At 39.3% G+C, this 23935-nt stretch carries 25 protein-coding genes; 13 read left to right on the forward strand and 12 right to left on the reverse strand.

Annotated features, from left to right (window positions below):
* Positions 1–3 precede the first annotated feature (3 nt).
* The gene (locus tag PSM_RS10695; RefSeq protein ID WP_013465511.1) at positions 4–1575 is read left to right on the forward strand and encodes a cation:proton antiporter family protein; all 1572 of its coding nucleotides are present in this window, start codon (positions 4–6) and stop codon (positions 1573–1575) included.
* 287 nt (positions 1576–1862) lie between these two features.
* On the forward strand, positions 1863–2084 hold the full coding sequence (locus tag PSM_RS10700) for a DUF3820 family protein (protein ID WP_013465512.1): 222 nt from the start codon (positions 1863–1865) through the stop codon (positions 2082–2084).
* Positions 2085–2192: 108 nt separating this feature from the next.
* On the opposite strand, the gene PSM_RS10705 is transcribed toward PSM_RS10700, so the two are convergent.
* The 6 genes from PSM_RS10705 to ilvY all read right to left on the reverse strand — a co-directional run bounded on the left by PSM_RS10705 (position 2193) and on the right by ilvY (position 7531).
* Positions 2193–3425 carry an ATP-binding protein gene (locus PSM_RS10705; RefSeq protein WP_013465513.1) on the reverse strand — a complete coding sequence of 411 codons (1233 nt, stop codon included), beginning with the start codon at positions 3423–3425 and terminating at the stop codon, positions 2193–2195.
* A 26-nt stretch (positions 3426–3451) separates the two neighbouring features.
* Positions 3452–4144, reverse strand: a complete 693-nt coding sequence (locus tag PSM_RS10710) for a response regulator (RefSeq protein WP_013465514.1) — start codon at positions 4142–4144, stop codon at positions 3452–3454.
* A gap of 14 nt (positions 4145–4158) precedes the next feature.
* Positions 4159–4524 carry a DUF3019 domain-containing protein gene (locus tag PSM_RS10715; protein ID WP_013465515.1) on the reverse strand — a complete coding sequence of 122 codons (366 nt, stop codon included), beginning with the start codon at positions 4522–4524 and terminating at the stop codon, positions 4159–4161.
* Positions 4525–4537: 13 nt separating this feature from the next.
* Complete coding sequence (locus tag PSM_RS10720) at positions 4538–5377, reverse strand: MipA/OmpV family protein (protein WP_049775589.1); 840 nt, start codon at positions 5375–5377, stop codon at positions 4538–4540.
* A 111-nt stretch (positions 5378–5488) separates the two neighbouring features.
* The gene (locus PSM_RS10725) at positions 5489–6535 is read right to left on the reverse strand and encodes a GGDEF domain-containing protein (RefSeq protein ID WP_013465517.1); all 1047 of its coding nucleotides are present in this window, start codon (positions 6533–6535) and stop codon (positions 5489–5491) included.
* A 90-nt stretch (positions 6536–6625) separates the two neighbouring features.
* Complete coding sequence (gene ilvY, locus PSM_RS10730) at positions 6626–7531, reverse strand: HTH-type transcriptional activator IlvY (RefSeq protein ID WP_013465518.1); 906 nt, start codon at positions 7529–7531, stop codon at positions 6626–6628.
* A 137-nt stretch (positions 7532–7668) separates the two neighbouring features.
* Here ilvY and ilvC point away from each other — a divergent pair, with 137 nt between their 5' ends.
* The 4 genes from ilvC to PSM_RS10750 all read left to right on the forward strand — a co-directional run bounded on the left by ilvC (position 7669) and on the right by PSM_RS10750 (position 13398).
* On the forward strand, positions 7669–9141 hold the full coding sequence (gene ilvC / locus PSM_RS10735) for a ketol-acid reductoisomerase (protein ID WP_013465519.1): 1473 nt from the start codon (positions 7669–7671) through the stop codon (positions 9139–9141).
* Between the two features lie 155 nt (positions 9142–9296).
* Positions 9297–11216: a methyl-accepting chemotaxis protein gene (locus PSM_RS10740; RefSeq protein ID WP_013465520.1), complete on the forward strand. Its 1920-nt coding sequence runs from the start codon at positions 9297–9299 to the stop codon at positions 11214–11216.
* Between the two features lie 78 nt (positions 11217–11294).
* On the forward strand, positions 11295–12485 hold the full coding sequence (locus PSM_RS10745; RefSeq protein ID WP_013465521.1) for a tetratricopeptide repeat protein: 1191 nt from the start codon (positions 11295–11297) through the stop codon (positions 12483–12485).
* 193 nt (positions 12486–12678) lie between these two features.
* Positions 12679–13398 (forward strand): M28 family peptidase, encoded by a 720-nt coding sequence (locus PSM_RS10750; protein ID WP_255314614.1) that lies wholly within the window; start codon positions 12679–12681, stop codon positions 13396–13398.
* Here PSM_RS10750 and PSM_RS10755 read toward each other — a convergent pair.
* Positions 13344–13685, reverse strand: coding sequence for a GIY-YIG nuclease family protein (locus PSM_RS10755; RefSeq protein ID WP_016899245.1), 342 nt, complete (start codon positions 13683–13685; stop codon positions 13344–13346). The genes PSM_RS10750 and PSM_RS10755 overlap by 55 nt on opposite strands.
* A gap of 106 nt (positions 13686–13791) precedes the next feature.
* Between PSM_RS10755 and PSM_RS10760 the strand changes: the two genes are divergently transcribed.
* Positions 13792–14151 carry an outer membrane protein assembly factor BamE gene (locus PSM_RS10760; RefSeq protein ID WP_013465523.1) on the forward strand — a complete coding sequence of 120 codons (360 nt, stop codon included), beginning with the start codon at positions 13792–13794 and terminating at the stop codon, positions 14149–14151.
* Between the two features lie 50 nt (positions 14152–14201).
* On the opposite strand, the gene PSM_RS10765 is transcribed toward PSM_RS10760, so the two are convergent.
* Complete coding sequence (locus PSM_RS10765; RefSeq protein ID WP_013465524.1) at positions 14202–14525, reverse strand: RnfH family protein; 324 nt, start codon at positions 14523–14525, stop codon at positions 14202–14204.
* A complete protein-coding gene (locus PSM_RS10770) occupies positions 14522–14962 on the reverse strand; it encodes a type II toxin-antitoxin system RatA family toxin (protein ID WP_013465525.1) in 441 nt (146 codons plus the stop codon). The genes PSM_RS10765 and PSM_RS10770 overlap by 4 nt, the downstream gene beginning before the upstream one ends.
* Positions 14963–15110: 148 nt before the next feature.
* Here PSM_RS10770 and smpB point away from each other — a divergent pair, with 148 nt between their 5' ends.
* Both smpB and PSM_RS10780 read left to right on the forward strand, forming a co-directional pair.
* The gene (gene smpB / locus PSM_RS10775) at positions 15111–15590 is read left to right on the forward strand and encodes an SsrA-binding protein SmpB (protein WP_013465526.1); all 480 of its coding nucleotides are present in this window, start codon (positions 15111–15113) and stop codon (positions 15588–15590) included.
* A 288-nt stretch (positions 15591–15878) separates the two neighbouring features.
* A complete protein-coding gene (locus PSM_RS10780; protein WP_013465527.1) occupies positions 15879–18473 on the forward strand; it encodes a TonB-dependent receptor in 2595 nt (864 codons plus the stop codon).
* A gap of 60 nt (positions 18474–18533) precedes the next feature.
* Here the strand turns inward: PSM_RS10780 and PSM_RS10785 are convergent, their stop codons facing one another.
* Positions 18534–19139, reverse strand: coding sequence for a peroxiredoxin (locus PSM_RS10785; protein ID WP_008109095.1), 606 nt, complete (start codon positions 19137–19139; stop codon positions 18534–18536).
* 236 nt (positions 19140–19375) lie between these two features.
* Complete coding sequence (gene fadR / locus PSM_RS10790; protein WP_008109093.1) at positions 19376–20089, reverse strand: fatty acid metabolism transcriptional regulator FadR; 714 nt, start codon at positions 20087–20089, stop codon at positions 19376–19378.
* A gap of 301 nt (positions 20090–20390) precedes the next feature.
* Here fadR and nhaB point away from each other — a divergent pair, with 301 nt between their 5' ends.
* The 3 genes from nhaB to PSM_RS10805 all read left to right on the forward strand — a co-directional run bounded on the left by nhaB (position 20391) and on the right by PSM_RS10805 (position 22903).
* Positions 20391–21962 carry a sodium/proton antiporter NhaB gene (gene nhaB / locus PSM_RS10795; RefSeq protein ID WP_013465528.1) on the forward strand — a complete coding sequence of 524 codons (1572 nt, stop codon included), beginning with the start codon at positions 20391–20393 and terminating at the stop codon, positions 21960–21962.
* A 118-nt stretch (positions 21963–22080) separates the two neighbouring features.
* Complete coding sequence (gene dsbB / locus PSM_RS10800; protein WP_013465529.1) at positions 22081–22599, forward strand: disulfide bond formation protein DsbB; 519 nt, start codon at positions 22081–22083, stop codon at positions 22597–22599.
* 1 nt (position 22600) lies between these two features.
* Positions 22601–22903 (forward strand): DUF6170 family protein, encoded by a 303-nt coding sequence (locus PSM_RS10805; protein WP_013465530.1) that lies wholly within the window; start codon positions 22601–22603, stop codon positions 22901–22903.
* Positions 22904–22915: 12 nt separating this feature from the next.
* On the opposite strand, the gene PSM_RS10810 is transcribed toward PSM_RS10805, so the two are convergent.
* Positions 22916–23209: a ComEA family DNA-binding protein gene (locus PSM_RS10810; protein ID WP_013465531.1), complete on the reverse strand. Its 294-nt coding sequence runs from the start codon at positions 23207–23209 to the stop codon at positions 22916–22918.
* Between the two features lie 297 nt (positions 23210–23506).
* Between PSM_RS10810 and PSM_RS10815 the strand changes: the two genes are divergently transcribed.
* Entirely contained in the window at positions 23507–23806 is a 300-nt protein-coding gene (locus PSM_RS10815) for a YebG family protein (protein WP_013465532.1), read from the forward strand.
* Positions 23807–23935: the final 129 nt, after the last annotated feature.

Consider the following 23935-nt stretch of genomic DNA (forward strand, 5'->3'; position numbering starts at 1 on the left):
ACTATGGAACTAATTTATTTTGCTACCGCCTTCGTCTGCGGTTTTGGTATATACCAGCTAAAATTGCCGCCACTTATCGGCTTTCTTATGGCTGGATTTATTCTTAATTTAGCGGGTTATAAAAGCACGGAACTGCTGGAAACAATTGCATCTTTAGGGGTTACACTGCTACTTTTTAGTATTGGCCTCAAGCTTAAAATTTCAAATTTAATAAAACCTCAAGTCTGGGCTCCGGCCACCTTACATATTATTCTAAGCAGCGCTTTGTTTAGTGGCTTTATGCTACTACTGGGTGTTTTTGCACTGCCATTATTCGTCGATTTAAGTTGGCAAAGTGCGCTGTTAGTTGGTTTTGCTCTGAGCTTTTCAAGCACCGTATTTGCGGTAAAAGTTCTTGAAGAGCGCGGTGAAATGGCAAGCCTGCACGGTAAAATAGCCATTGGTATTTTAGTTATGCAGGATATATTTGCGGTTATATTTTTAGCGGTCAGTACCGGTAAGTTACCGAATATTTGGGCCTTAGGGTTAATTATTGCCTTACCTTTATTTCGCCCTGCTATGTACTGGGTGTTAAACCGCTCTAAACATGGTGAGTTACTGCCGCTATTTGGGTTTTTCTTTGCCTTAGTAGCAGGTTATAACGCCTTTGAATTTGCAGGTCTCAAAGGTGATTTAGGTGCTTTGATTGTAGGTATGATGTTCGCACCACACAAAAAAGCCGGTGAATTGTCTAAGTCATTGCTTAGCCTAAAAGATATATTGCTAGTTGGCTTTTTCCTAAGCATTGGTTTAAGTGCAGAGCTTACTGCCCACTCCTTAGTCGTCGCTTTAGTGCTGGTATTAATTATTCCAATTAAAACCCTGCTTTATTACATACTAACCAACCTATTTAAACTTCGTGCGCGTACCTCTTTGTTAACAGCATTTAGCCTAGCTAACTTTAGCGAATTTGGTTTGATTGTGTGTGCAGTTGCCGCATCTACCGGCATGGTTACCTCTGAGTGGCTTGCTGTTATTGCGATTGCGGTGTCGATCACCTTTGTAATTGCTTCTCCTTTAAATAAACGCTCTAACGAGCTATACGTTAAAATTGAACGCTTTTTATTAAAGTTTGAAAGCAAAACCCGCTTAGCTGAAGAGCTCCCAGTAAACTTAAATGACACAAAAATTGTTATTTTTGGCATGGGTAGAATTGGCACAGGTGCCTATGAAACAATAAACGCAACTCATCCGGATGTTGTTGCAGGTATTGATATTAAGCCTGAGGTAGTTGATAAGCATGTAAAGCGAGGTCGCCGAGTATTAATTGCCGATGCCACCGATCCTGATTTTTGGCAACGTGTTAACCACTCCCACGTTGAAATGGTAATGCTAGCTATGCCTAAGCACATGCAAAATATTTTTGCCTTAGAGCAATTACAAGCATCGGGTTATAAAGGACAAGTAACGGCGATTGCCAACTACCCCGATCAGCAAAAAGAATTAGAAGAAATGGGAATAGACTCTACTTACAACTTTTACTTAGAAGCAGGTAGCGGTTTTGCAGAGCATGTAAAGCAAACCCTGTTTCCTTAATAGGGTTTAGATGCAAATAGATTGCATTTACATTCCTTTACATCTGCATATTTTATTGGTTTAAAAATAAGGTAAAATGTCTGTGTTGGTTTAGTAAAGCTAATACCTAAGTGTGTATTTAAATAAAATATACACAACTGGACCCCTTGCTTTTAATTAACCAATAAGATTCTCAAATTAGAGGGCCTACTCCCTCTATCAATAGGCTGTTACTTGCCCGTTACAGCCTATTTTATTTCTTTATTATCCCTTACACTTAACACCTCTACTCATAAAAGATGTCAATAATGGATCCTCAACAACTTAAAGTCGCCATTAATACCATTATGCCGTTTGGTAAATATGCGGGACGCCCCTTACTTTTGCTGCCTGAGCCTTATTTAGTGTGGTTTAAACAGCAAGGCTTTCCTAAAAGCAAGCTCGGCTCTCAACTTGCAATGATGTACGAAGTGAAGCTTAATGGTTTAGAGCAAATGTTGATGCCATTACTAGAAAAAAATAGTAAATAAATAGAACTTTTCTATAAGTGGCCTGTCTATCTATTTGCTACTTGTTGATTTTTTGGTTTTAAACCGCAAAAAAGCGCCTTTAAGGCGCTTTTTATTGTGTGGAATTTACTAGTCTAAGCTAATAATAAACTTAACCCCACCCAGTGTAGAGTCTTCAATCGTGCACTGCCCTTTATGCCATGACACAATTTTACTCACTATCGCCAGTCCTAACCCAAACCCACCGGTTTTTTTATCACGACTTTTATCTAAGCGCGTAAACGGCTTAAATACTTTTTCGCGCTCAGAGAAGGCAATGCCGGGGCCATCATCTTCAATCACTAGCAGTAACTTTTCATCGGCAGTACTTAAACTAATATGTACACTTTTCGAGGCATGTTTAAGTGCATTACTGATTAAGTTTTGCAGCACCCGCGACATAAAATGACTATCGCATAAGTAAATAAATTGAGTGGGGAGCGTTGTTGTTAGTTTAATACGGGTATCAAAGTTTACTTTTTCAATATTAGTTTTAATTAATGCAACGATATCGCAAAGGGCTAATTGTAGACTAGGTTGCTGTGTATCTAAACGGGCGTATTCCAACATTTCAGATACCAAGGACTCCAGTTCATGAATATCCATTTGCATGTCAGATAAATACTGCTGTGCTTTGGTATCGTGAGTTTTATCCTCAAGTATTGCAATAGCAAACTTCAACCGCGCTAATGGCGTTCTAAATTCATGAGATACAGAAGAGGTGAGCTCTTGCTGAGCACTCAGTAAAAACTCAATACGTTGCTGCATTACTTGCAATGTATCGGTGATGGGTAAGAAGAATGACTTTGAGCTATCGCTTAATTGAAAGTCTTGCGAGCCACCCACTGCCTCGCATGCATGACTCAGCTTTGCAAAGTCTCGCCACAACAAAAAGCTCCACAAACCTATTGGTAAACTTATAATAAACAACACCAGTAAATACGGTAACACAGTCCCGGAGCTGCTGTGTTTAACACCTACAGGGCCTACTTGTAGCAATTGTGAATTATTTAGCGTTACATACCAAACGATACGCTGCTGTTTATCATATAAATAAAGGTAATGGTTTTGAAATAGTTGTGCTTGCTGTTCTGGTGGGAGCACCAGATCTTGCTGGGCAATGACTTGGCTATCAAAATTATGTTTAAGCTGCTCAAGCCCATCTGGGGTTTGTGAAAGCAGCCATAAAGACTGCCCGAATTCGTCATCTAACAATACACTTTGCTGAGATTCATCATAGGGCCAAAACTGCTCTATAACGCCACTAACAATAAACAAAGAGGCAATAATATACACGTAAAGGCTTATAAATAGCTTTCCCATTAACCTAGCCTAACACCTTGCATTTATTACATATCCCACGCATCTGATACAAATAGATAGCCTTGCCCCCATACCGTTTTAATTCGATAGGGTTTATCACTGTTATCACCGAGCTTTTTACGAATGCGTGATACACGAACATCCACCGTGCGGTCTAACCCGTCGTACTCACGCCCTATCATATGTTGATGGACATGCTCTCGACTGAGCACTTCACCAGCATTTGAAGCCAATAACCACAGCAATTCAAATTCATGAGAAGTCAGGACAATTTCAACACCGCTTAGCTTTACAATGCGGCTGGTTTTATCTATTGATAAGTCACCAAATTGAAGTTCTTCAATCGCTTTAACACTTGGCTGTCCACGGCGAAGCAATGCACTAATTCGAGCAAGAAGTACACGCGGCTCTGCCGGTTTTATAACGTAGTCGTCAGCCCCGAGTTCTAAGCCTATGACTTGATCGAAGTCTTCACCCTTTGCTGTTAGCATTAAGATAGGGAGAGTGTATTTGTCACGTACTTGTCGACATACGCTAAAGCCATCTTTTCCTGGCAACATTACATCTAAAATGATCAAGTCGACGTGGTTTTCACTAAGATAAGGGAACACTTCGTCACCGCGTTCTAAAACGTCAACTTCTAAGCCATTATGCTCAAGATAGTCTTTGGTTAATTGTTGCAACCCTAAATCATCTTCAACAAGTAATATCTTTGGCATTTACTGCTCCTAAATTAAAAAAAGCTCCAAGGTGAGCGTAGCCGATGTTTTTTCTTAGCGTATGCGGTTTGCACTTCTATTTGCACACTCGCTAACGATACACCTGTATGGGGATTAATCAGGGAGTATATGGTCTCCACCTGAACACGCGCTTTATAACTAAGTTGGCCTTTTTTGACACCTTGCCAGCATTGTAATTGTGTATCTTGTTGGTATAAACATACATCGCTAGCGGCTGACAGTTGCCACTTAAATTTTAACTCAAGATCACAAAATTCTTGTTGTTCGGAAACCACACAGACTTTGGGTGATACGTTAAGTGAAGAGGCTTTTGCAACGCTAGCGTTGCTAAAAAATGAAGCTGTAAGCACAACCAACATAAAACACTTCATATTAAAATGTATGTTCGAATCCTATAAAGGCGGTCATTGAATAGTCATGTTCAAAAAGCGGGCTGCTATCCATTGCTGAATAATCATAATAGGCTAAATGAAAACGAAGCGCGTTGACTCCATCTACAGGCCAACGGGCGTCGATTTTAGCATAAGGTTGCCAACTACTACCAACTTCTATTTCACCGTAAATAGATTCAGCGCTATTTAAACCATAAAAATAGTTATTTAGTTGGGCTGATTTGTAATTAACGCCTAACGTCGACTTTAACGTTAATTGCTTAAACTCATGGTGATATTGCCATTGCAACGATCCCCTGTAGCCATTATAAACACTGTTTACATCATGCAATAATTGCACAGAAAATACTTGCTGCTGCTTTACAAAAAAATAGCTGATACCGGCATCAAGTGCGACTCGTCTTTTTTGTATATTATTTATATTTACTTGACGAGGTGAGTCAGTGTGTAGCGATTCTAATATCTCGTTCTCAGCGGTTGTTTTAAAGGGGAAAATATTTTGTGGATGCCAATCAATAAAAAAGCGTGACTCAGGGTTAATTTCTGACACAAAACTAACGTTATGTTGTTTGCTTTGTAAAAAAGAATAACCAAGACGGCCATTATCAAAAAACCAATTTTGACCATAATAAGCCACTTGCGGAATAACAACTAAGGGGATGTTATCTGCACCATACAGAGGATTTGTGATCACCCCAGCACCAACACTCACACTAAGATTAAGCTCATCAGTGGATATATGTTGCTGCTTCTGAGCAATAGCATTAGTGCTTAATAGCACTAATAACAGGCATGTGTTTATTCTCAGATGGAACCGCATGAAGTTAATCGCTAGTTTATAAAGTGGCTTTGACCCTATAGTAGCAAGTAGTATGAACACAAGCTCTAGAGGGTTACAATCATTAACAAATTTGATACAAACAGAACACGTTTACATATCGGCCGCTATTTCGACCCGATTACGACCATGGGTTTTAGCTAAATAAAGTGCTCTATCTGCCTTTTCAACTAATAAACAGCTTTTACTAAAAGGCTCCATTAAAGCAATGCCGAAACTGGCTGAAATATTACGTTTATTATTACTGTCTTCTTTTTTACGAATCGTCAATTTGGCAATGCTCAAACGAAGCTGATTACAAAATGCCATCGCATCATTAATGCTTTCAAAGTAACCCGTAATACAAAATTCTTCACCACCAAAACGATAAGCTCTGTATTGCTCTTGTACACTATTTTGCACTTTTTGAGCGACTAGCTTGAGTACCTCATCGCCTTTTTGATGGCCAAAATCGTCATTAAAACGTTTAAAATGATCAATATCGAACATAATCAACACCGCTAATTTACCGTGTTCATTTTGTGAAGAGGCGTTCAAACAAAACTCAACAATGTCTGTATCAAACTTACCGCGATTAAATAATCCGGTTAAGGAATCTTTATCAACCGCTTCTTGGGTCACGCTAAGCGCTTCTTTTAAATCTTTAATTTCGTTGTACGCTTGCGCTAATTTGGTTTGGAATCCACGGGCGTAATCTTGCATCGCAATTGATTCGTCAGTTAGGCGCTCAACGCAAGAAAGGATCTCATTAAATGAGTTAATACTAGAGAGCGTTTTTAATTCATTTTGTGAATCAACTAACGAGGTAGTAAAGCTTTTCGAATATTGAATGGAGTCACTAAGATCAAACTGCATTTGCTCTACGGTGCCATGAAACCTTTCAGACATTTGTTGAAAAAATGCAAGCTCTTCGTCATTAATATGCTTATTAAAAATTTCTTGGGCGGTTTGAGCTGAACACGTATTGTGCAAAGAGATGACTTTATCAAGCTCTGTGTTTAGTTGTGGGTTGTCGCCCTGTACATAACAGTACCAAATAGCATAATTTATTGGCGTTACAGGCATTTTGTATTTAACCATCAACGGAATGGCTTTTTTTAAACACTGGGCAGAATGAGCAAGTGAAACCGTATTATCCATAATTAAAACTCTTAGACATCACAACAAGGATGTTAATAAACACATAAATATTAGCGATTTATATTAACAGTTTTTTATCATCCAACAAACCTATATTATGTTTTCCCCCATATTTTGTGCAATATTCCAAAGCGCACTAATAGCAGGGTCGTTTAGTTCTTTATGTAATACAGCCAAACCAATTTTAAACCCCTGTGGTGGCTCGCCTTTATACTCTAAAACCTGAACCTTATCGTTTAGCGGACTATTATCGAGTACAATTTTTGGGATCATGGCCACGCCTAACCCTAAACTCACCATAGATACCATAGCTTCATGCCCTGCCACTTGCGCGTAAATTTTTCCTTGCACATTATTTTTTCGCCACCACTGCTCCAACCTTTGTCTTGAAAATCCTTGTTCAGCAACAATAAATTCAAGCTCAGACCAATCAATAGTTTCGCTACTAGTGGCTAATTTTTCTGTGATCGGACATTGAATAGTGGGCGCAATTAATACCAATGGCGAGTAGCCAATATCTACAAATGCAATTTGTGCAGGTAATTTACTGGGTCTGGCTGCAATGGCCATAGATTCATGTCCATCTAACACTCGGTTAATAGCCAAGGCGGGATCGCCCGTATTTAAGGTAATTTCAATATGCTGATGCTGAGCTCTCAGTTGCTCTAAAATATGATGCAAAAAACTGTAAGACGCGGTAACGGAGCAATAAAGGCTCACATTGCCATAAATATGTTGTTGCGGTTCGTTTAAATTAGCCTTAAAGCGCTGCCAATTATTAAGCGTAGCACTGGCATACTCCTTAAATGCAACGCCTTCGCGGGTAAGCTTTACACTGCGATTATCTCGCTGGAATAACATCACCCCTACTTCATCTTCTAACTGCTTAATATTACGACTTAAAGTGGGCGCACTTACATGACATAACTCACTGGCACGAGAGAAATGAAGCGTTTTTGCCAACGCCAAAAAGTAATTTAAATGCTTATGATCCATAACAACACCAGTATTTCATATTATGAAACACTTTAATTCAAATATATCATTTTACGCAAGAAAAGATTTTTCATATTGTTATTCCAAGCAAAGCAAAAGCAATGCATCTAACAAACTGAATTAATAGGAAACTTATCATGGCAAATTATTTTAATAGCTTACCTTTACGCGAACAATTAGCGCAATTGGCACAATGTGAATTTATGGGCGCAGACGAATTTAACGACGGTGTTGCTGCACTTAAAGGTAAAAAATTGGTAATTGTAGGCTGTGGCGCACAGGGCCTAAATCAAGGCTTAAACTTACGTGATTCTGGTTTAGATGTAGCCTATACACTACGTGATTCAGCCATTGCTGAGCGTCGTCAGTCATTCTTAAATGCATCTGACAATGGTTTTAAAGTGGGTACATATGAAGAGTTAATCCCAACAGCCGATGTAGTACTTAACTTAACACCTGATAAACAACATACTGCAGTTGTTAATGCCATCATGCCATTAATGAAACACGGCTCAACCCTTGCCTATTCACATGGCTTTAATATTGTTGAAGAAGGCATGCAAGTTCGTGAAGACATTACCGTTATTATGGTTGCACCAAAATGCCCGGGGTCAGAAGTACGTGAAGAGTATAAACGCGGCTTTGGTGTACCTACATTAATTGCGGTTCACCCAGAGAATGATCCTCAGGGCCATGGCTTGGCACAAGCGAAAGCCTATGCAGCAGGTACGGGTGGTCATCGCGCGGGGGTACTTAAATCATCATTTATCGCTGAAGTGAAATCTGATCTGATGGGCGAGCAAACTATTTTATGTGGCATGCTACAAACTGGCTCTATTTTATGTTTTGACAAAATGATTGAAAAAGGAATTGATGCCGGTTACGCCTCAAAACTTATTCAATATGGCTGGGAAGTGATCACAGAAGCACTTAAATATGGCGGTGTGACAAACATGCTTGACCGCTTATCAAACCCTGCAAAGGTTAAAGCGTTTGAGCTAAGTGAAGAGCTTAAAGTAATTATGCGTCCTCTTTATAACAAACACCAAGATGACATTATCGATGGCACATTTTCACGTGTAATGATGGAAGACTGGGCAAATGATGACGCTAACTTACTAAAATGGCGTGCTGAAACTGCAGAAACTCATTTTGAAAAAACCCCTGCAGGCGATGTAGAAATTGCTGAGCAAGAATTTTTTGACCACGGTATTTTAATGGTGGCAATGGTAAAAGCGGGTGTAGAACTGGCATTTGAAACCATGACAGCGGCCGGTATTATTGCAGAATCTGCCTATTATGAGTCACTGCATGAAACGCCGCTGATAGCCAATACTATTGCACGCAAAAAGTTATTTGAAATGAACCGCACTATTTCAGATACCGCTGAGTACGGCTGCTATTTATATAACCATGCCTGTTTGCCGCTTCTACAAGAATTTATGCAAGGTATTGATACTGATGTTATTGGTAAAGGCTTAAATGAGCAAAGTAATCAAGTTGATAACCAAACTTTAATTCAAATAAATACGGCTCTACGTGAGCACCCTGTTGAGAAAGTAGGCGCAAAATTACGCGGCTACATGTCCGCAATGAAAAAAATAGTTTAATTCTATAATCCTAGAACTTTCACTTGTTAGAAACCAAGCCCACTTGCATTTTGCTGTGGGCTTTTTTAAGTGCAAATTAATCATCAATAGCTGAAAATAAATAATGTGCTAAAATAATTCCCCTCATTGCCTCAGTTGTAAATATAAGCACTATCATGACGATACAAAATCTCTCTATTACTCAAAAAATAACAGCCCTTGGAAGCATTATTGCTATTTGTGTTGCTGTATTAATTGGTTTGACGTCTTTGCATAACTCAAAGAATATTATTGAGCAACGCATGATCGAATCTGAACTGCCAAGTAAATTGCAAACAATCAGTAATCATATTGGTGGGGAGATCAATGAACTTCTTGGTGCAGCACAGCAGCTTTCGGCAAATACCTTTATTTTAGATTGGGCAAATGCTGGCAACAACAACGACACGCTATTACTTAAAGAGCTCAATCGTTTGGTTGACCAATACGATCTTGCCACGGCTTCGTGGGCGAATAAAAACACTGCACAATATTGGAATCAAGATGGCTTTTTACGTGTTTTAAAAAATGATGCCGCAGATGGCTGGTTTTTTGCTTTTACACAATCAAAGCAACCTTACTCAATTAGTATTTATCAAGAGTCTGAAAACGATGTAAAAATGTTTGTTAACCACCAACAACCTAATGGTTTAGGCTTGGCAGGCTTAGCAAAAAGCATTACAGATATGCAAAAGCTGCTACAACAATTTAAAATTGAGCAATCAGGGTTTGTGTTTATTGCCGATAAAAACGGATTAATTCAGTTACATAAAGATGCAGACAAAGTCGCTAAGGTTAATATAGATAGTATTTACAGCGCTAATATTCATAACAAATTACTTAATAAAAACGGCTTCGCTTTAGAGGAAGTAAATATCAACGGGCAAGCCACACTCATTGCAGCCACACCGATTAAAAACACTGACTTATTTGTCTTAGCTCAAGTCCCAAAAAGCGAAGTCTTTTCTAGTGTAAATACCCTAGAGTGGCAAATATTCACTTTCACTATCATCACTGCGCTAATCGCAAGCGTGATCAGTTACTTATTAGCTCGCTCTTTAGCTTCACCGTTATCAACAATGGCTGAGTTATTTTCGCGTTTAGGGCGTGGCGATGCAAATTTAGCCTATCGCTTACCAACATCTCCCCAACCTGAGCTAAATAATTTAACCACCGGCTTTAATCAATTTATTGAAAAAATAGAAACCGCTATTGTGCAAGTAGCTAATGAGAGCCACGGTATTCGCCACAGCTCAGATCATGTATTTTCGCAAGCCAAGCAAAACTCTTTAGCGCTTGATAAGCAAAAAGAGCAAACTATTTCAGTTGCAGCAGCCATTAATGAAATGGGCGCTACAGTGCAAGAAATAGCGCAAAGTGCTGCCAATGCAGCTAAGTTAACCAACGATAGCCGCGATAACACCAAGCAAAGCCATCAACAAGTGTTACAAAGCCAAACGACAATCTCAGCCCTTGCCAGCGACATTGACGGCATAACCGAGCAAGTTGCTTTGCTTTCTAAAAAGACTATTGATATCGCTAGTATTGTGGATTCAATTAGAGGTATATCTGAACAAACTAACTTACTGGCTCTTAATGCAGCCATTGAGTCTGCTCGTGCTGGTGAACATGGACGAGGCTTTGCTGTAGTTGCTGATGAAGTAAGAGCGCTGGCGAATCGTACCTCACAATCGACCACTGAAATTCAATCAATGATTGAAGAACTCACTCATATTTCAGATGACGTTGTCAGCGATATCGGTCAATCAAAAGATAAAGCACAACAAAGCGTAAGCGCAATGCAAAACTCGGTTGAGTTACTTAATACCATTACTGAAACAGCCAATGAAATTAACGATATGGCGACCTTAATTGCCACCGCCACCGAACAGCAAAGTAGCGTTGTGAATGATGTAGGTCGTAGTATTGAGCAAATAAGTGAGATCAGTGATAAGTCAATGAGTGAACAAATCAATACAGAACAAGCAATTCGTGATTTAGCCACCAGCGCACAAACACTTGATGCACTCGTTGCAACGTTTAATCAGCAACGTTAAATAGAGTGTTACATTAAAAAATAACCTCTGTACAAAATAACCACTATACTTAAGTGTGTTTTTTGTACAGAGGTGTGTATGAATGCTCTCCAAGGTAAACATTATTTACTGATTGTGTGTCTGCTGGCTCTGTGTGCTTGTAGCACCACAGATAACGCCAATATAAGCGTGCCAATCCCCACTATTACTCCTCCCATGCAATTACAACAGCAGCTGGTAGAGTCTGAGCAACAAATATTTCAACTCGACGATAGCCTCAAACAGCAATTAAATGCTTACGTGCAATCGAGTAAATCAGTTAATGAAATAGCGTATAGCCTACTTAGTTTTTTACTCACAAATGGCGATAGCGCTTTATCTTATCAATCCACCACGACACAAACCGCATCTCAGAGCTATCAAAACTTAAACGCCAATTGCTTGTCACTATCAATTTTAGCATATAGTTTAGCTGAGCATTTAGGGCTTAAAGCTCGCTTTCAAAAAGTACACATTCCGGAGTATTGGTCACTAAATCAGGGATTTAATTTACTCACGGGGCACATCAACCTTGCCATAGACAATAAAACGAAACTCAAAGACAGCTCACTTGTTTATCAGCGTAATAAGCGTTTAATCATTGATTTTGATCCCAATAGCCGACAAGCCCGTTTTGCAACCTCATTGCTTTCAAAAAAAAGAGTGACCGCCATGTTTTATAATAATAAAGGGGGTGAGGCACTGGTAAATAAACACTATGATTTAGCGTTTAGCTATTTCAAAGCAGCAATCAATACGGACGCTTCATTTAGTGCTAGCTGGGGCAATTTAGGGGTACTCTTTAAACAATTAGATGATTTAAAGCAAGCGGAGCAAATGTATCGCTATGCTATTGCCTTAAATACTGATAATAATACTGCACAAGGTAACTTAGCATTATTATACACACTCACAGATAGAGTGGCCGAAGGCGAAAAGCTATTGGCTGAGCTTGACAAAAAACGCCAAGAAAATCCTTACTATCATATCTCGCTTGGTAACAGTGAGTATGTAAGTGGTAATTTTACAGGCGCAATTAGCCACTATAAAAAAGCGAACGCTATTTCACCAACCTTACATGAAAGCCACTTTGGACTGGCGCGAAGTTACTTTGAGTTAAATAATATAGCTAGGGCGGAATTTCATTTGCGTAAAGCCAGAAAAAAAGCAGACTTTACACATGACAAACAACGCTATGATAATAAACTCATCGCATTAAAATCACTTATCGTTAAGGCGAATCATTATTAAATTATTTAGCTTAACCTGCATTGTATTTTTTATAAGTTGGAGTGGACTCTCAAAGCCGATTGAGCCGCAGTTATTCACTGATTTAACAACGCTAACCAGCTCTAAATTAGCAGGCAGAAAAACGAATAGTCACTCGGCTTTACTCACCAGAGAATATTTAAAAGCACGCTTTAAAGAGCATCAACTGACGGTTATTGAACAACCTTTTACTTATCCATCAGGGCTGTTTTCTAAGGCGCAAGGCGTAAATATTGTTGCGACCAAAACAGCAAAAAATTTGCCTGTTATTGTTATTACAGCGCATTACGACCATTTAGGCCTAAAAGCCGGAAAATTACATCCTGGTGCTAACGATAATGCCTCGGGTGTTGCCGCATTACTATACTTATCGAACGCTTTAAAGGTGCAATCATCCTATGGTTTTGTGTTTGTTGCAACAGACGCTGAAGAAAACGGTTTACACGGCAGTGAGCACTTTGCCAAAACAATGCGCCAGTCTCCTATTGCTTTAAATATTAACTTAGATATGTTGGCAATTAAAAAATCGCATAAGCGGTTATACGCGCTAACAAGTCGTTCGTTAAAAGGTCAACTCACTCCACTATTTAGCCAAATAAAAAATACGAGTGTCGAATTAAAGCCCGTTTATTCATCACGAAAAATGAGTCGACTCACCAACACGAAACAAATAGACTGGCACAGAGCCAGCGACCATTATTCATTCGCTAAACAAAAAATTCCGTATGTGTACTTCTCGATGGGCGCCGATAACTATCATCACACAGCAAAAGATACGCTCGAAAATATTAACACTGCTCTTTATCAAGAAGCAGTATTGCTAATTGAGGCATTTATTAATCAGCTTTTGACAAACCCTGAGGTATTCAGTCCCCCCTTAAAAGCAGCAACGTAAGCCTCTTTTTTTGCCCGTGGAAGTTTTTTAATCGCATATTCTAATTTACTTGCGTCGCTTTTAGTCCCAACTTGTTGCTGATGAATGAGCACCAGCGGTCCTTTCCCTTTGAGGTTTTTTGCCCCTTTACCCGCTTGGTGCGTTGCTAAACGACGCGCTACATCAACTGTAATGCCGGTATACCAATGACCAAACCGTGTTTGCACAATATACAGTGACCAAACAGCCGGTTTAATTTTACTATTGCACAACTCATCGTTTAAACTTTTTTGATTATTAATGGTCAAAACCTCGCCTTAACGCGCTAAACAAAAACAATTACTCAAAAGGGTTTTACCTTGAGTGACTAATCGGTATCATGCAGACTATAAAAAATAAGGATCACAACTAACAATGCAGTCGTTAAAAACTTTTTCTCTTTGGCTTATCGTCGCTTTAACGCTTAGTTCAGCCGCAGGTTGTTCTAGCTGGGTGTACAGAATCAACATCCCTCAAGGTAACTTTTTAGAACAATCAGACGTTGATAAGCTTCGCGTTAATATGACTCGCGAGCAAGTAATTTATGTACTAGGCAGACCGATTGCCGAAGACGCCTTCGATAAAAATACTTGGCGTTACGTTTATAGCTTTAATAAAGGGCGCGCTAATGAACAATATAAATCATTAGTATTAAACTTTGAAAATGAAAAGTTGGTGACGGTCTCTGGTGACTATGAGCAACCAGAAAACTTTACAACCCCTTTAGAGCAATAAGCCATTTGGGTTTAATTTAAAAAGGTGAGCATAGCTCACCTTTTTTGTATCTAACGATCTAACGGTCGGCCACCGGTTACTTTATTTGCGCGGCCCTCTTCTTTGGCTTTTTCGGCGCGCTTTCTGCGGGCATCTTTAGGGTCGGCAATTAATGGGCGGTAAATTTCAACTCTATCGCCGTCTTTAAGCTCATGATTAAGCTTTACCGTTCTGTTCCATACACCTAAAGTTAAAGCGGTTGCATCAATTTCAGGGCACTTCTTAATAATACCTGATTGGATCACTGCTTGCTCTGCGGTGGTACCTTGGAATACTTCTATATTTAACGTGGTTGCTTTCGTTGGCAACGCAAACACAATTTCAATATTGATCATGCTCGCTCTCCATATACCGCTTTTGCACGTTGAGTAAAGGCACTCACCATATTTTTAGCTACATCATTAAAAATTTTACCAAACGCAAGTTCTATTAACTTACTAGAAAATTCAAAGTCTAGCTGTAAATGCACTTTGCACGCATGCGCATCTAATTGCTGAAAATGCCAGCGACCTTGTAAGGTTTTAAAAGGCCCATCGACCAAGCGAAGCATCACTGTTTGCTCATCAATTAGCGTATTTTCAGTGGTAAACCATTTTTTTATACCGGCTTTAGATATTTCTAAACTGGCGGTCATGTTATTATCATGCTGCTTAATAATTTTTGAGTCTGAACAATTAGGTAAAAACTGCGAATAAGCTTCTACATCATTGACTAGATCAAACATCTCTTTAGTGCTGTACATAACCAGCGCACTTTTCTCTATTTGTGGCATACTCACTCCCAACTGTGTGCAGGAATTTTAGCAAGCTTTGTGCGTTTCCCCAAACTTTCATCGCGCTTAAATGAATCCTTCGCTTTTGCATGTATAATTTAAAAAAATCGATGTAAAACATCTCGTATAACGTATATTATAGGGCACTATGGCTAAGAAAAATTCATCAAAATCGACAAGTAATACCATCGCGCTAAATAAAAAAGCGCGACACGAGTATTTTTTACACGACAAGTTTGAAGCAGGTATTGAACTCCAAGGCTGGGAAGTAAAAAGTATCCGAGCAGGTAAAGTAAATATCTCTGAAACTTATATTCATCTTAAAAACGGTGAAGCGTTTTTATTAGGCAGCACAATCCAGCCTTTAAATAGTGCATCAACCCATGTTATTTGCGACCCGCTGCGTTATCGTAAATTATTACTAAGCAGACGTGAACTTGACCGTTTGGTTGGTGCAACCGAGCGTGATGGTTATTCATTAATTGCCACAGCTATGTATTGGAAAAAATGCTGGGTAAAGCTTGAATTCCATTTAGCGAAAGGTAAGAAAATGCATGACAAACGTGAAGACGGTAAAAATAAAGATTGGTCCCGTGAAAAAGAACGCTTAATGAAACATAAAGTTTAAATAAAAAAGCCTAACATCATGTTAGGCTTTTTTTTGCTAAATTTTTAGGAAAATACAAATTATTACAAATTAAAGTCGCTCGGCGTTTTGTTTATTAATAATAACTAAATCACGTTACAGCGCCAAATAGCGAGCATCCTATCGTTTACCTTTATTGAGAAAATCAGTACATATTAGTGCAGATAACAAAATCATCTTTGTGGCCAATTGATAACAGTTAAGTTACATGGTATTAATAATTCGACTTGTAAAACAAGTAAATTATAACATATCAACAAGGACTTAAGGATGAAGCAATCAATTGCATTTACACCGAGCTTAATCATCGGTGCTACTATCGCATTGTCAGCAGGTTTTAGTACAACGACTTATGCTGCACAGCAAACTGCAGAAAAAGTAGAACGTATTCAAGTAACAGGCTCTCGTATCAAACGTTCGGACATCGAAGGCCCGTCTCCAGTACAATCCATTAATAAAGAAGACATCGAAAACATGGGTTATGACAACCTACAACAGCTTCTTGAAAGAATGCCTGTTGCAGGTAATGGTACTTTTTCAACCCGTGGTAATAACCAAGACTCAACCGCAAATGGCTCAGCTGCCGTCAGCCTTCGTGGCTTAGGCGCCGATGCTACCTTGGTACTTATTAATGGTCGTCGTGTTGCAATCAGTGCATTTGCTGAAGGGATCACCAACTCATTCGTTGATATCAACAGTATTCCTGTTTCAGCAATCGAACGTATTGATATTTTAAAAGATGGCGCCTCAGCAATCTATGGCTCTGATGCTGTAGCGGGTGTTGTAAATGTTATCTTGAAAAAAGATATTGACGGTATTGAAGTAAACTTAGGTTACGGCGGCACAGATGGCCCTAACTATGAAGAAACTACAGCCAGTATTGTTTGGGGTACTACTAGTGCAAAAAGTAGCGCATCCGTTATTATTGATTACTTTAAAAATACCTCTTTATCATCAGATGAAATGGGGCGTTTAGGTACTGCTAATCAATCTCCATATGGCGGTGAAGATTTCCGTTCATCACGTGGCTTCCCTGGCTACTTCTATGTTGATGGCGTTAAAACAATTGACCCTGCGTGTCCCGCAGAAAATGCAACATCAAGTGGCAGTTGTTTATTTGACTATGGTCCATTTGGCTATATTGCACCGGCATCAGAACGTGTAGGTGCTATTTCACAATTTGAATACCGCTTTGATAATGGCATAACGGGCTTCTTAGAAATGGCCGTTCAGCACAACAGCTCAATTGCAGCAGGTGCCCCAACGCCACTTGATGAAGATGCGGGCTTAACAGTACCAGGTAGTCACCCTAATAACCCATTCGGCCAAGATATTGAAATAGGTCGTTACAGAACCGTAGATGCGGGTGCGCGCCAATGGGATATCGAATCAGACACATTACGTTTTGTTGCTGGTTTAAAAGGTGAAATAAACGATTGGAGCTGGGAAACAGCGGTACAAAAAGGACGTAGTAAGTCATTACAAACTGGGGATCGCTCACAAGGTTGGGTACGCACCGACTTCTTACAACAAGAAATTGATGCCGGTAACTACAACCCATTTGGCGGCACTTACAACGATCCGGCCGTAATTGATAGAATTACTACGAGTTTGGTTCGTCAAGGCGAGTCTCATATGACGTCGTTCGATGCTAACATTTCAGGTGAAGCATTTAGCTTTGGTGATGATGTTGTCATGATGGCGGCCGGTATTGAATACCGCGAAGAGGACGTAACGGATACGCCAGATGATCAATTCCAACGAGGATTAATCTTTGGTACCGAGTCTGTGTCAGCTGCAGCAGAGCGTGACCAATACGCTGCCTATGTAGAGTTTTCAATTCCACTTGCTGAGAACTTAGAGCTACAACTTGCTGGTCGTTACGATGATTACAGTGACTTTGGTACCACAACCAATCCTAAAGTCGCTTTACGCTGGGCACCTACAGATGAAATCACAGTACGTGGTTCATGGGCGCAAGGCTTTAGAGCACCGTCACTTGCACAAGTAGGTTTAGGGCCATCTCAGGAAAGTCAGTTCTTTATTGATAACTATCGCTGTGATGCAACAGGTAAAGATTGTGATCCGCTAGATTACAACATTGAATTTGCCGGTAACCCTGATTTAGAAGCTGAAGAGTCTGAATCTTGGAACGTCGGCTTTATTTGGGCACCTACAACTGACTTTGGTTTGAGTGTAGATGTATGGAGTATCACCCAAGACAATAAAATTGATGAGCAAGAGTTTGGTCCAATTTACAACTCAGAGTGTAATAACCAAAACAGTACCGTATGTGTTCGCTTACCTCCTTCAGGTACGGACAGTTTAGGGACTATTCAAAAGATTTTCAGTACTTTTGAAAATGTATCATCACAAGAAGTTTCGGGCGTTGATATTTCAGCAAATTACAACCACTCACTGGATGATTTAGGCTTACTAAAATTCAATTTAGAATGGGCTTATCAAGATAAATTTGAAAAAGACGGCCGCGATTATACCGGCGAATATGGTTACCCAGAGCATCGCTGGATTTTCTCAACTAACTGGGAAATTGGTCAGTTCAACACAAACATGAACATTAGTTATGTAGGTGAGTTTGAAGATACGCCAGATATTGACTTCGATGGTAACTTAGACTTCGATAGTAATACATCACGTACTGTTGATTCACAAGTACTGGTAGATTTACAAACATCATACCGTATTACTAAGTCAGCAAAAGTATCACTAGGTGTGAACAACTTATTTGATGAAGAGCCACCGTTTGCAATTGGTGACGGTGATTCAGATCTGTATGGTTACGCATCGGGTGTACACAACCCTCGTGGTCGTTACATTTACACTAAAGTTAGCTTTTCGTTTTAATTTAAAATAATAAAAAAACCGCCATTTTGGCGGTTTTTTTTCTTAAACTAAAGGGCTAAATTATAGCTCGCCTTCGTTTTCAGATAAGAATTTAGCAACGCCTTCAGGGCTTGCGTCCATTCCTTTTTTACCTTCAGTCCAACCAGCAGGACATACTTCACCGTGCTCGCTGTGGAATGCTAGTGCATCAACCATACGGATCATTTCGTCAATGTTACGACCCAGTGGTAAATCGTTCACTACTTGGTGACGTACGTTACCTTCTTCATCGATTAGGAAAGAACCACGAAATGCAACGCCCGCTTCTGGGTGCTCAACGTCGTATGCTTTACAGATTTCGTGTTTAACGTCTGCAACTAGTGCGTATTGAACTTTACCAATACCGCCGTCTGCTACAGCCGTGTTACGCCATGCGTTGTGTGAGAATTGTGAATCGATAGAAACACCAATTACTTCTACGCCACGTTTTTGGAATTCTGCATAACGCTTATCAAAAGCAATAAGCTCAGAAGGACATACAAATGTGAAATCTAGTGGGTAGAAAAAGATTACTGCTTTTTTACCTTTGATTTTTTCGTGAAGGTTATAGCTATCTACAATCTCACCGTTACCTAGAACAGCTGCAGCGGTAAAGTCTGGTGCCTGACGGCCTACTAATACACCCATTTTATTCTCCAAATATTTTGAGTTTATTGTCAATTGCTTACGCAATACTGATTACTAATATGGGCACTAATTTTAAAATTACAATAGCAACCATATTTAATTAAACATTATTCTATGGCTATCAAAAATAAATTAACAATCGTATTTATAGATAGCACCGTTCTAAAATAGCGAACGCTTGATAAATGGACTGATTTTTAATCATAAAAAAACCTGCTTTAAGCAGGTTCTTTTTACTAATCCATAATATCGCTAGGCATATCACCGCGAATATGTTGCCATATTTCGCCGGTTTGATGACCATATTTACGCATCATGAATATTGCACCATCGTGCTCTTTATTCTCAGCAAGCTTAGTTAAGTCTTTATAAAACTGGCGTGCAAGCTCGCGAGTGCGAGGATCTGAAAAGTAATGGCAGCCAATCTTAGAATAAAAACCTTTAAAGCCATTAAGGATGAGCACATAAATGCGATTATTACCGGCAACAGCTAATTCATGATGAACTTTATAATCATAATCTGCAAACGCTTGCGCGCTGTCTTCTAATTCATCGCTTTGTGATAAAATTTCGATAACACGCTCTGGTGCAAGTTTTATAGCTGCACGGGTATAAATTGCGCTGATATTAGTACGTGCTGAGAGTAACTGATCGGTTAGCTCTGGCATTTTATCTTCATCTAAACGTGCCAGTGTTTCAAGGATATTTAATCCTGAGGTTTCCCAAAAGTTATTAACGCGAGTAGGTTTACCATGTTGTATTGTTAACCAACCGTCTCTAGCTAATCGCTGTAATACTTCTCGTAATGTGGTTCTAGTAACACCAATTAACTCTGAGAGTTCACGCTCAGCAGGCAGAATTGAACCTGGAGGAAAATCACCATTCCAGATTGACTCTACTATGTATTCCTCAGCAAATCCTGCTGGGCTTTTCGCTTTAAAAATTCTCATTCAATTCCTACTCGAATTAATTCACATCACATCGCTACATACGATTAACTGACTGATTGTACCAGACAAGCCACAACTAACAAGTAAAGTAAGTTAAATTACCTAGGTATGTGATTAAAAAGGCAACTTTACTTGTATGATTCGCTAGTTTTACCGATAGGTTTTAAACACAATATGAATGCCAACCTATTATTCATACCAGACACTTTGACTATTATTATTTAGTTGTTTACACCCTCTATAAGCTGGACTAAGTTAATGACATTAACCAGACTATTAAACGCCTCCCTAGGGAAAAATCATGCAACAGAGTGTCCCATCTGCAATATTTATAAATTTTTTAGGTAAAGCACCTCAATGGTATAAATACACCATTATTGCATTTTTAATAATTAACCCGCTGCTGTTTCAATTAAACCCTTATTTGTCTGGCTGGGTACTGGTTATTGAGTTTATTTTTACACTGGCCATGGCGCTCAAGTGTTACCCACTGCAACCTGGTGGTCTACTTGCCATTGAGGCACTATTAATTGGTATGACATCAACCACGCAAGTTGAACATGAAATAGCACAAAACCTAGATGTGCTTTTATTACTTATTTTTATGGTTGCCGGTATTTATTTCATGAAAGATCTGCTGCTGTATATTTTTACCAAGTTAGTGGTTTCAGTAAGAAGTAAAACCGTTTTATCGCTTGCCTTTGCAATAGCTGCTGCGTTTTTATCAGCTTTTTTAGATGCCCTAACTGTAATGGCGGTTGTTATTGCGGTGGCCATGGGCTTTTATAGTATTTATCACAAGGTGGCCTCAGGAAAAGATTTTATTAGTGAGCACGATATTAACGATGATAACCAAGTAAAAGAGGTAAACCGTCAAGAGCTTGAAGAGTTTCGTGCTTTTTTACGTAATTTACTCATGCATGCCTCGATTGGGACCGCACTTGGCGGCGTGTGTACTATGGTTGGTGAACCACAAAATTTAATTATTGCAGAGCGAGCAAGTTGGCTATTTGGAGAGTTCTTTTTAAGAATGCTGCCCGTTTCTTTACCCGTGCTTTTTGCGGGCTTATTAACAACCTTTTTATTAGAAAAAACAAAAACCTTTGGCTATGGGGCAAAACTGCCAGAAACAATTCATGCTATTTTAAAAAACCATGCACAAACACTTGATAAAAAACGCACCAAACGCGATAGAGTGAACCTCACAATTCAAGCACTTATCGCTATCTGGTTAATTACTGGCTTAGCGTTACATTTAGCAACCGTGGGCTTAATTGGTTTATCGGTAATTATTTTAGCCACGTCGTCGGCCGGCATAATAGAAGAGCACCAACTCGGTAAAGCCTTTGAAGAGGCCCTCCCCTTCACTGCACTACTTTGTGTATTTTTTAGTGTGGTTGCAGTAATCATCGATCAACAACTCTTTACCCCTGTGATTACTTGGGTACTAACATTTGAAGGGCACTTACAATTGGTGATGTTTTTTATCGCTAATGGATTGCTTTCAATGGTCAGTGATAATGTATTTGTCGGCACTGTATATATAAATGAAGTTGCTGCAGCTCTAAAAGCAGGTCAAATAACTCGAGACCAATTTGATTTACTTGCAGTGGCGATAAACACCGGCACAAACTTACCCAGCGTGGCCACCCCTAATGGTCAAGCTGCTTTCTTATTCTTACTTACATCAACACTAGCTCCCGTGTTACGCCTATCTTACGGTCGAATGGTGTATATGGCTTTACCTTACACTTTTGTGCTTACCTTTGTTGGGTTAAGCGCGACTTATTTTGGCTTGAGTGAAATAACCAGTTTGTTTTATGACTGGGGGATAATACAACACCACATCCCTGTAGCGAATTCTGGGCATTAAGAGCTTCCCCGACTTTGAGGAGCTAGGAAATTTCATAGCTCCTCACTTTTTCCCTTTTACTTGCTCCGCTGTTTATCCTACGTCATAATCTAAGCCCTTATTTAAATACGGATTTGTTATGAACTGGCTTGCTAATCTAAGTACTCAACGTACACCTTGGTTATTATTCAGTGGGATTGTTTTTCTGCTTGAAGTCATCGCGCTCTTTTTTCAATACAACATGGGATTAGCACCGTGCATTATGTGTATTTACCAACGCACCGCGGTATTAGGCTTACTTTTTGCCGGTATTATTGGCGCCAGTAAACCAAACAACCTCGTAGTCCGTATTGTCGCTTATACAGTGTGGGGGGTTTCAAGTGTATGGGGGTTACTAATAGCTCGTGAGCACATTGAAATGCAAACAACCACTGACCCCTTCGCATTTAGCTGTGAGTTTGAGCCAAATTTTCCAGAGTTTATGCCATTACATCATTGGATACCGCAATTTTTTGAGGCAACCGGTGATTGCGGAAACATAGATTGGCAATTTGCAGGCTTAAGTATGCCAGCATGGATGGAAGTTATTTTTGTATTGTTTACCGCCACACTTATTGCGTTAGTGGCCAGTCGATTAATCTCTAAAAAGTCACTTTAATATGTTTACTTTTTTTTCAAGCCACGTTGACGAACTTAAACACTTAAAAGTTCGTCAAAGACAAACCGTTATTGCGATCTCGTTAAGTATGCTCTCTCCTAGTGACAGAGTGTTAATGCGTATTGTAAAGCTTATGCTGCTAAGCCCATTTTTTTTAATATTTACCCTTTTTGAAGGATGGCTACTCGTGCCCTTTTTGATTGTGGCTGGTTTAAGCTACCCGCTACTAACCGCCCCCGTAGATGTTAATTTTGCTAAAAAGCACCTTGGTGCTGCCTTAAAACAGTTTAATCAGGGCGCATAGCGCCCTTTTAAGTTAAAACGCCACCTTTCCATCAAGTTTGGCTAGCATTTTTTTACCCACCCCTTTTACTTTAGCTAGATCTTCAAGTGATGAGAAATCACCATTTGTTTCTCTATAATCGATAATTGCCTGTGCTTTTTTCTTGCCAACACCTGGTAACTTAATTAACTGTTTTAAATCAGCAGTATTAATATTAACCACGGCTGATTGCATCTGCTCTGATAGCATATCGCTTTGCGCAAAGGTGCTACCCATAGGTAATAAACATAAAGCAGCGGCTAATGAGATGATTTTAATTAATTTCATACTATTTCCTTTTGTGTTCTTACATGAACATTCGTTGATTATTTACACCCAGCACTTTTACATAACGTTGTGGTTACTAAGTACTAACGGTAACAATCACTCCTTGCGACTCCTTTACTGCAACGCGTTATAAAGTGACTTAATAAATAAAGTAGAGTTACTCTTTATTGTCAACCAAGCTGCAGATAAACTAAGGCTAAAGCTTGCAAAACCACGCGCAAGCTTGTACTGTATATAAAAACAGTAATCTAATGATTTAAATTAATCATATTGCCACGTAAGTAAGCAGGAGAAATCATGGCTGTTGTTGTTAAATATGTTGTAGAACGAAACGGAGTCGAGCGCATGACGTTTACTACTAAAAAAGAAGCTGATGCCTATGACAAAATGCTCGATATTGCCGAGTCACTAGAACTCATGCTTGAAAAAGTAGATGTGCCACTAAGTGAACAACAGGTTGAGTCGCTCGCGCTGGAGATTGCAAAAAGTAAAGACGACTTTATGGCCGTACTTAAAGGTGGTAAAGAAGTACCCACTAAAGCTAAAAAAACAAAGTCAGATAACGTTGCGGATATAAAAGATAAAGCAGCGAGTTAGTACTTTCAAAAGCTCAATAGTAATTATTAAAAAACTGAATTCGGTATTCGAATTCAGTTTTTTTATGCCTTTAAATAATAATAGCTAAAGGTCAGCTAAAGCTAATAAAAAATGCCAACCAGTTAAACT

It is taken from the genome of Pseudoalteromonas sp. SM9913 (genome assembly GCF_000184065.1).
In the GTDB taxonomy this organism is placed as follows: domain Bacteria; phylum Pseudomonadota; class Gammaproteobacteria; order Enterobacterales; family Alteromonadaceae; genus Pseudoalteromonas; species Pseudoalteromonas tetraodonis.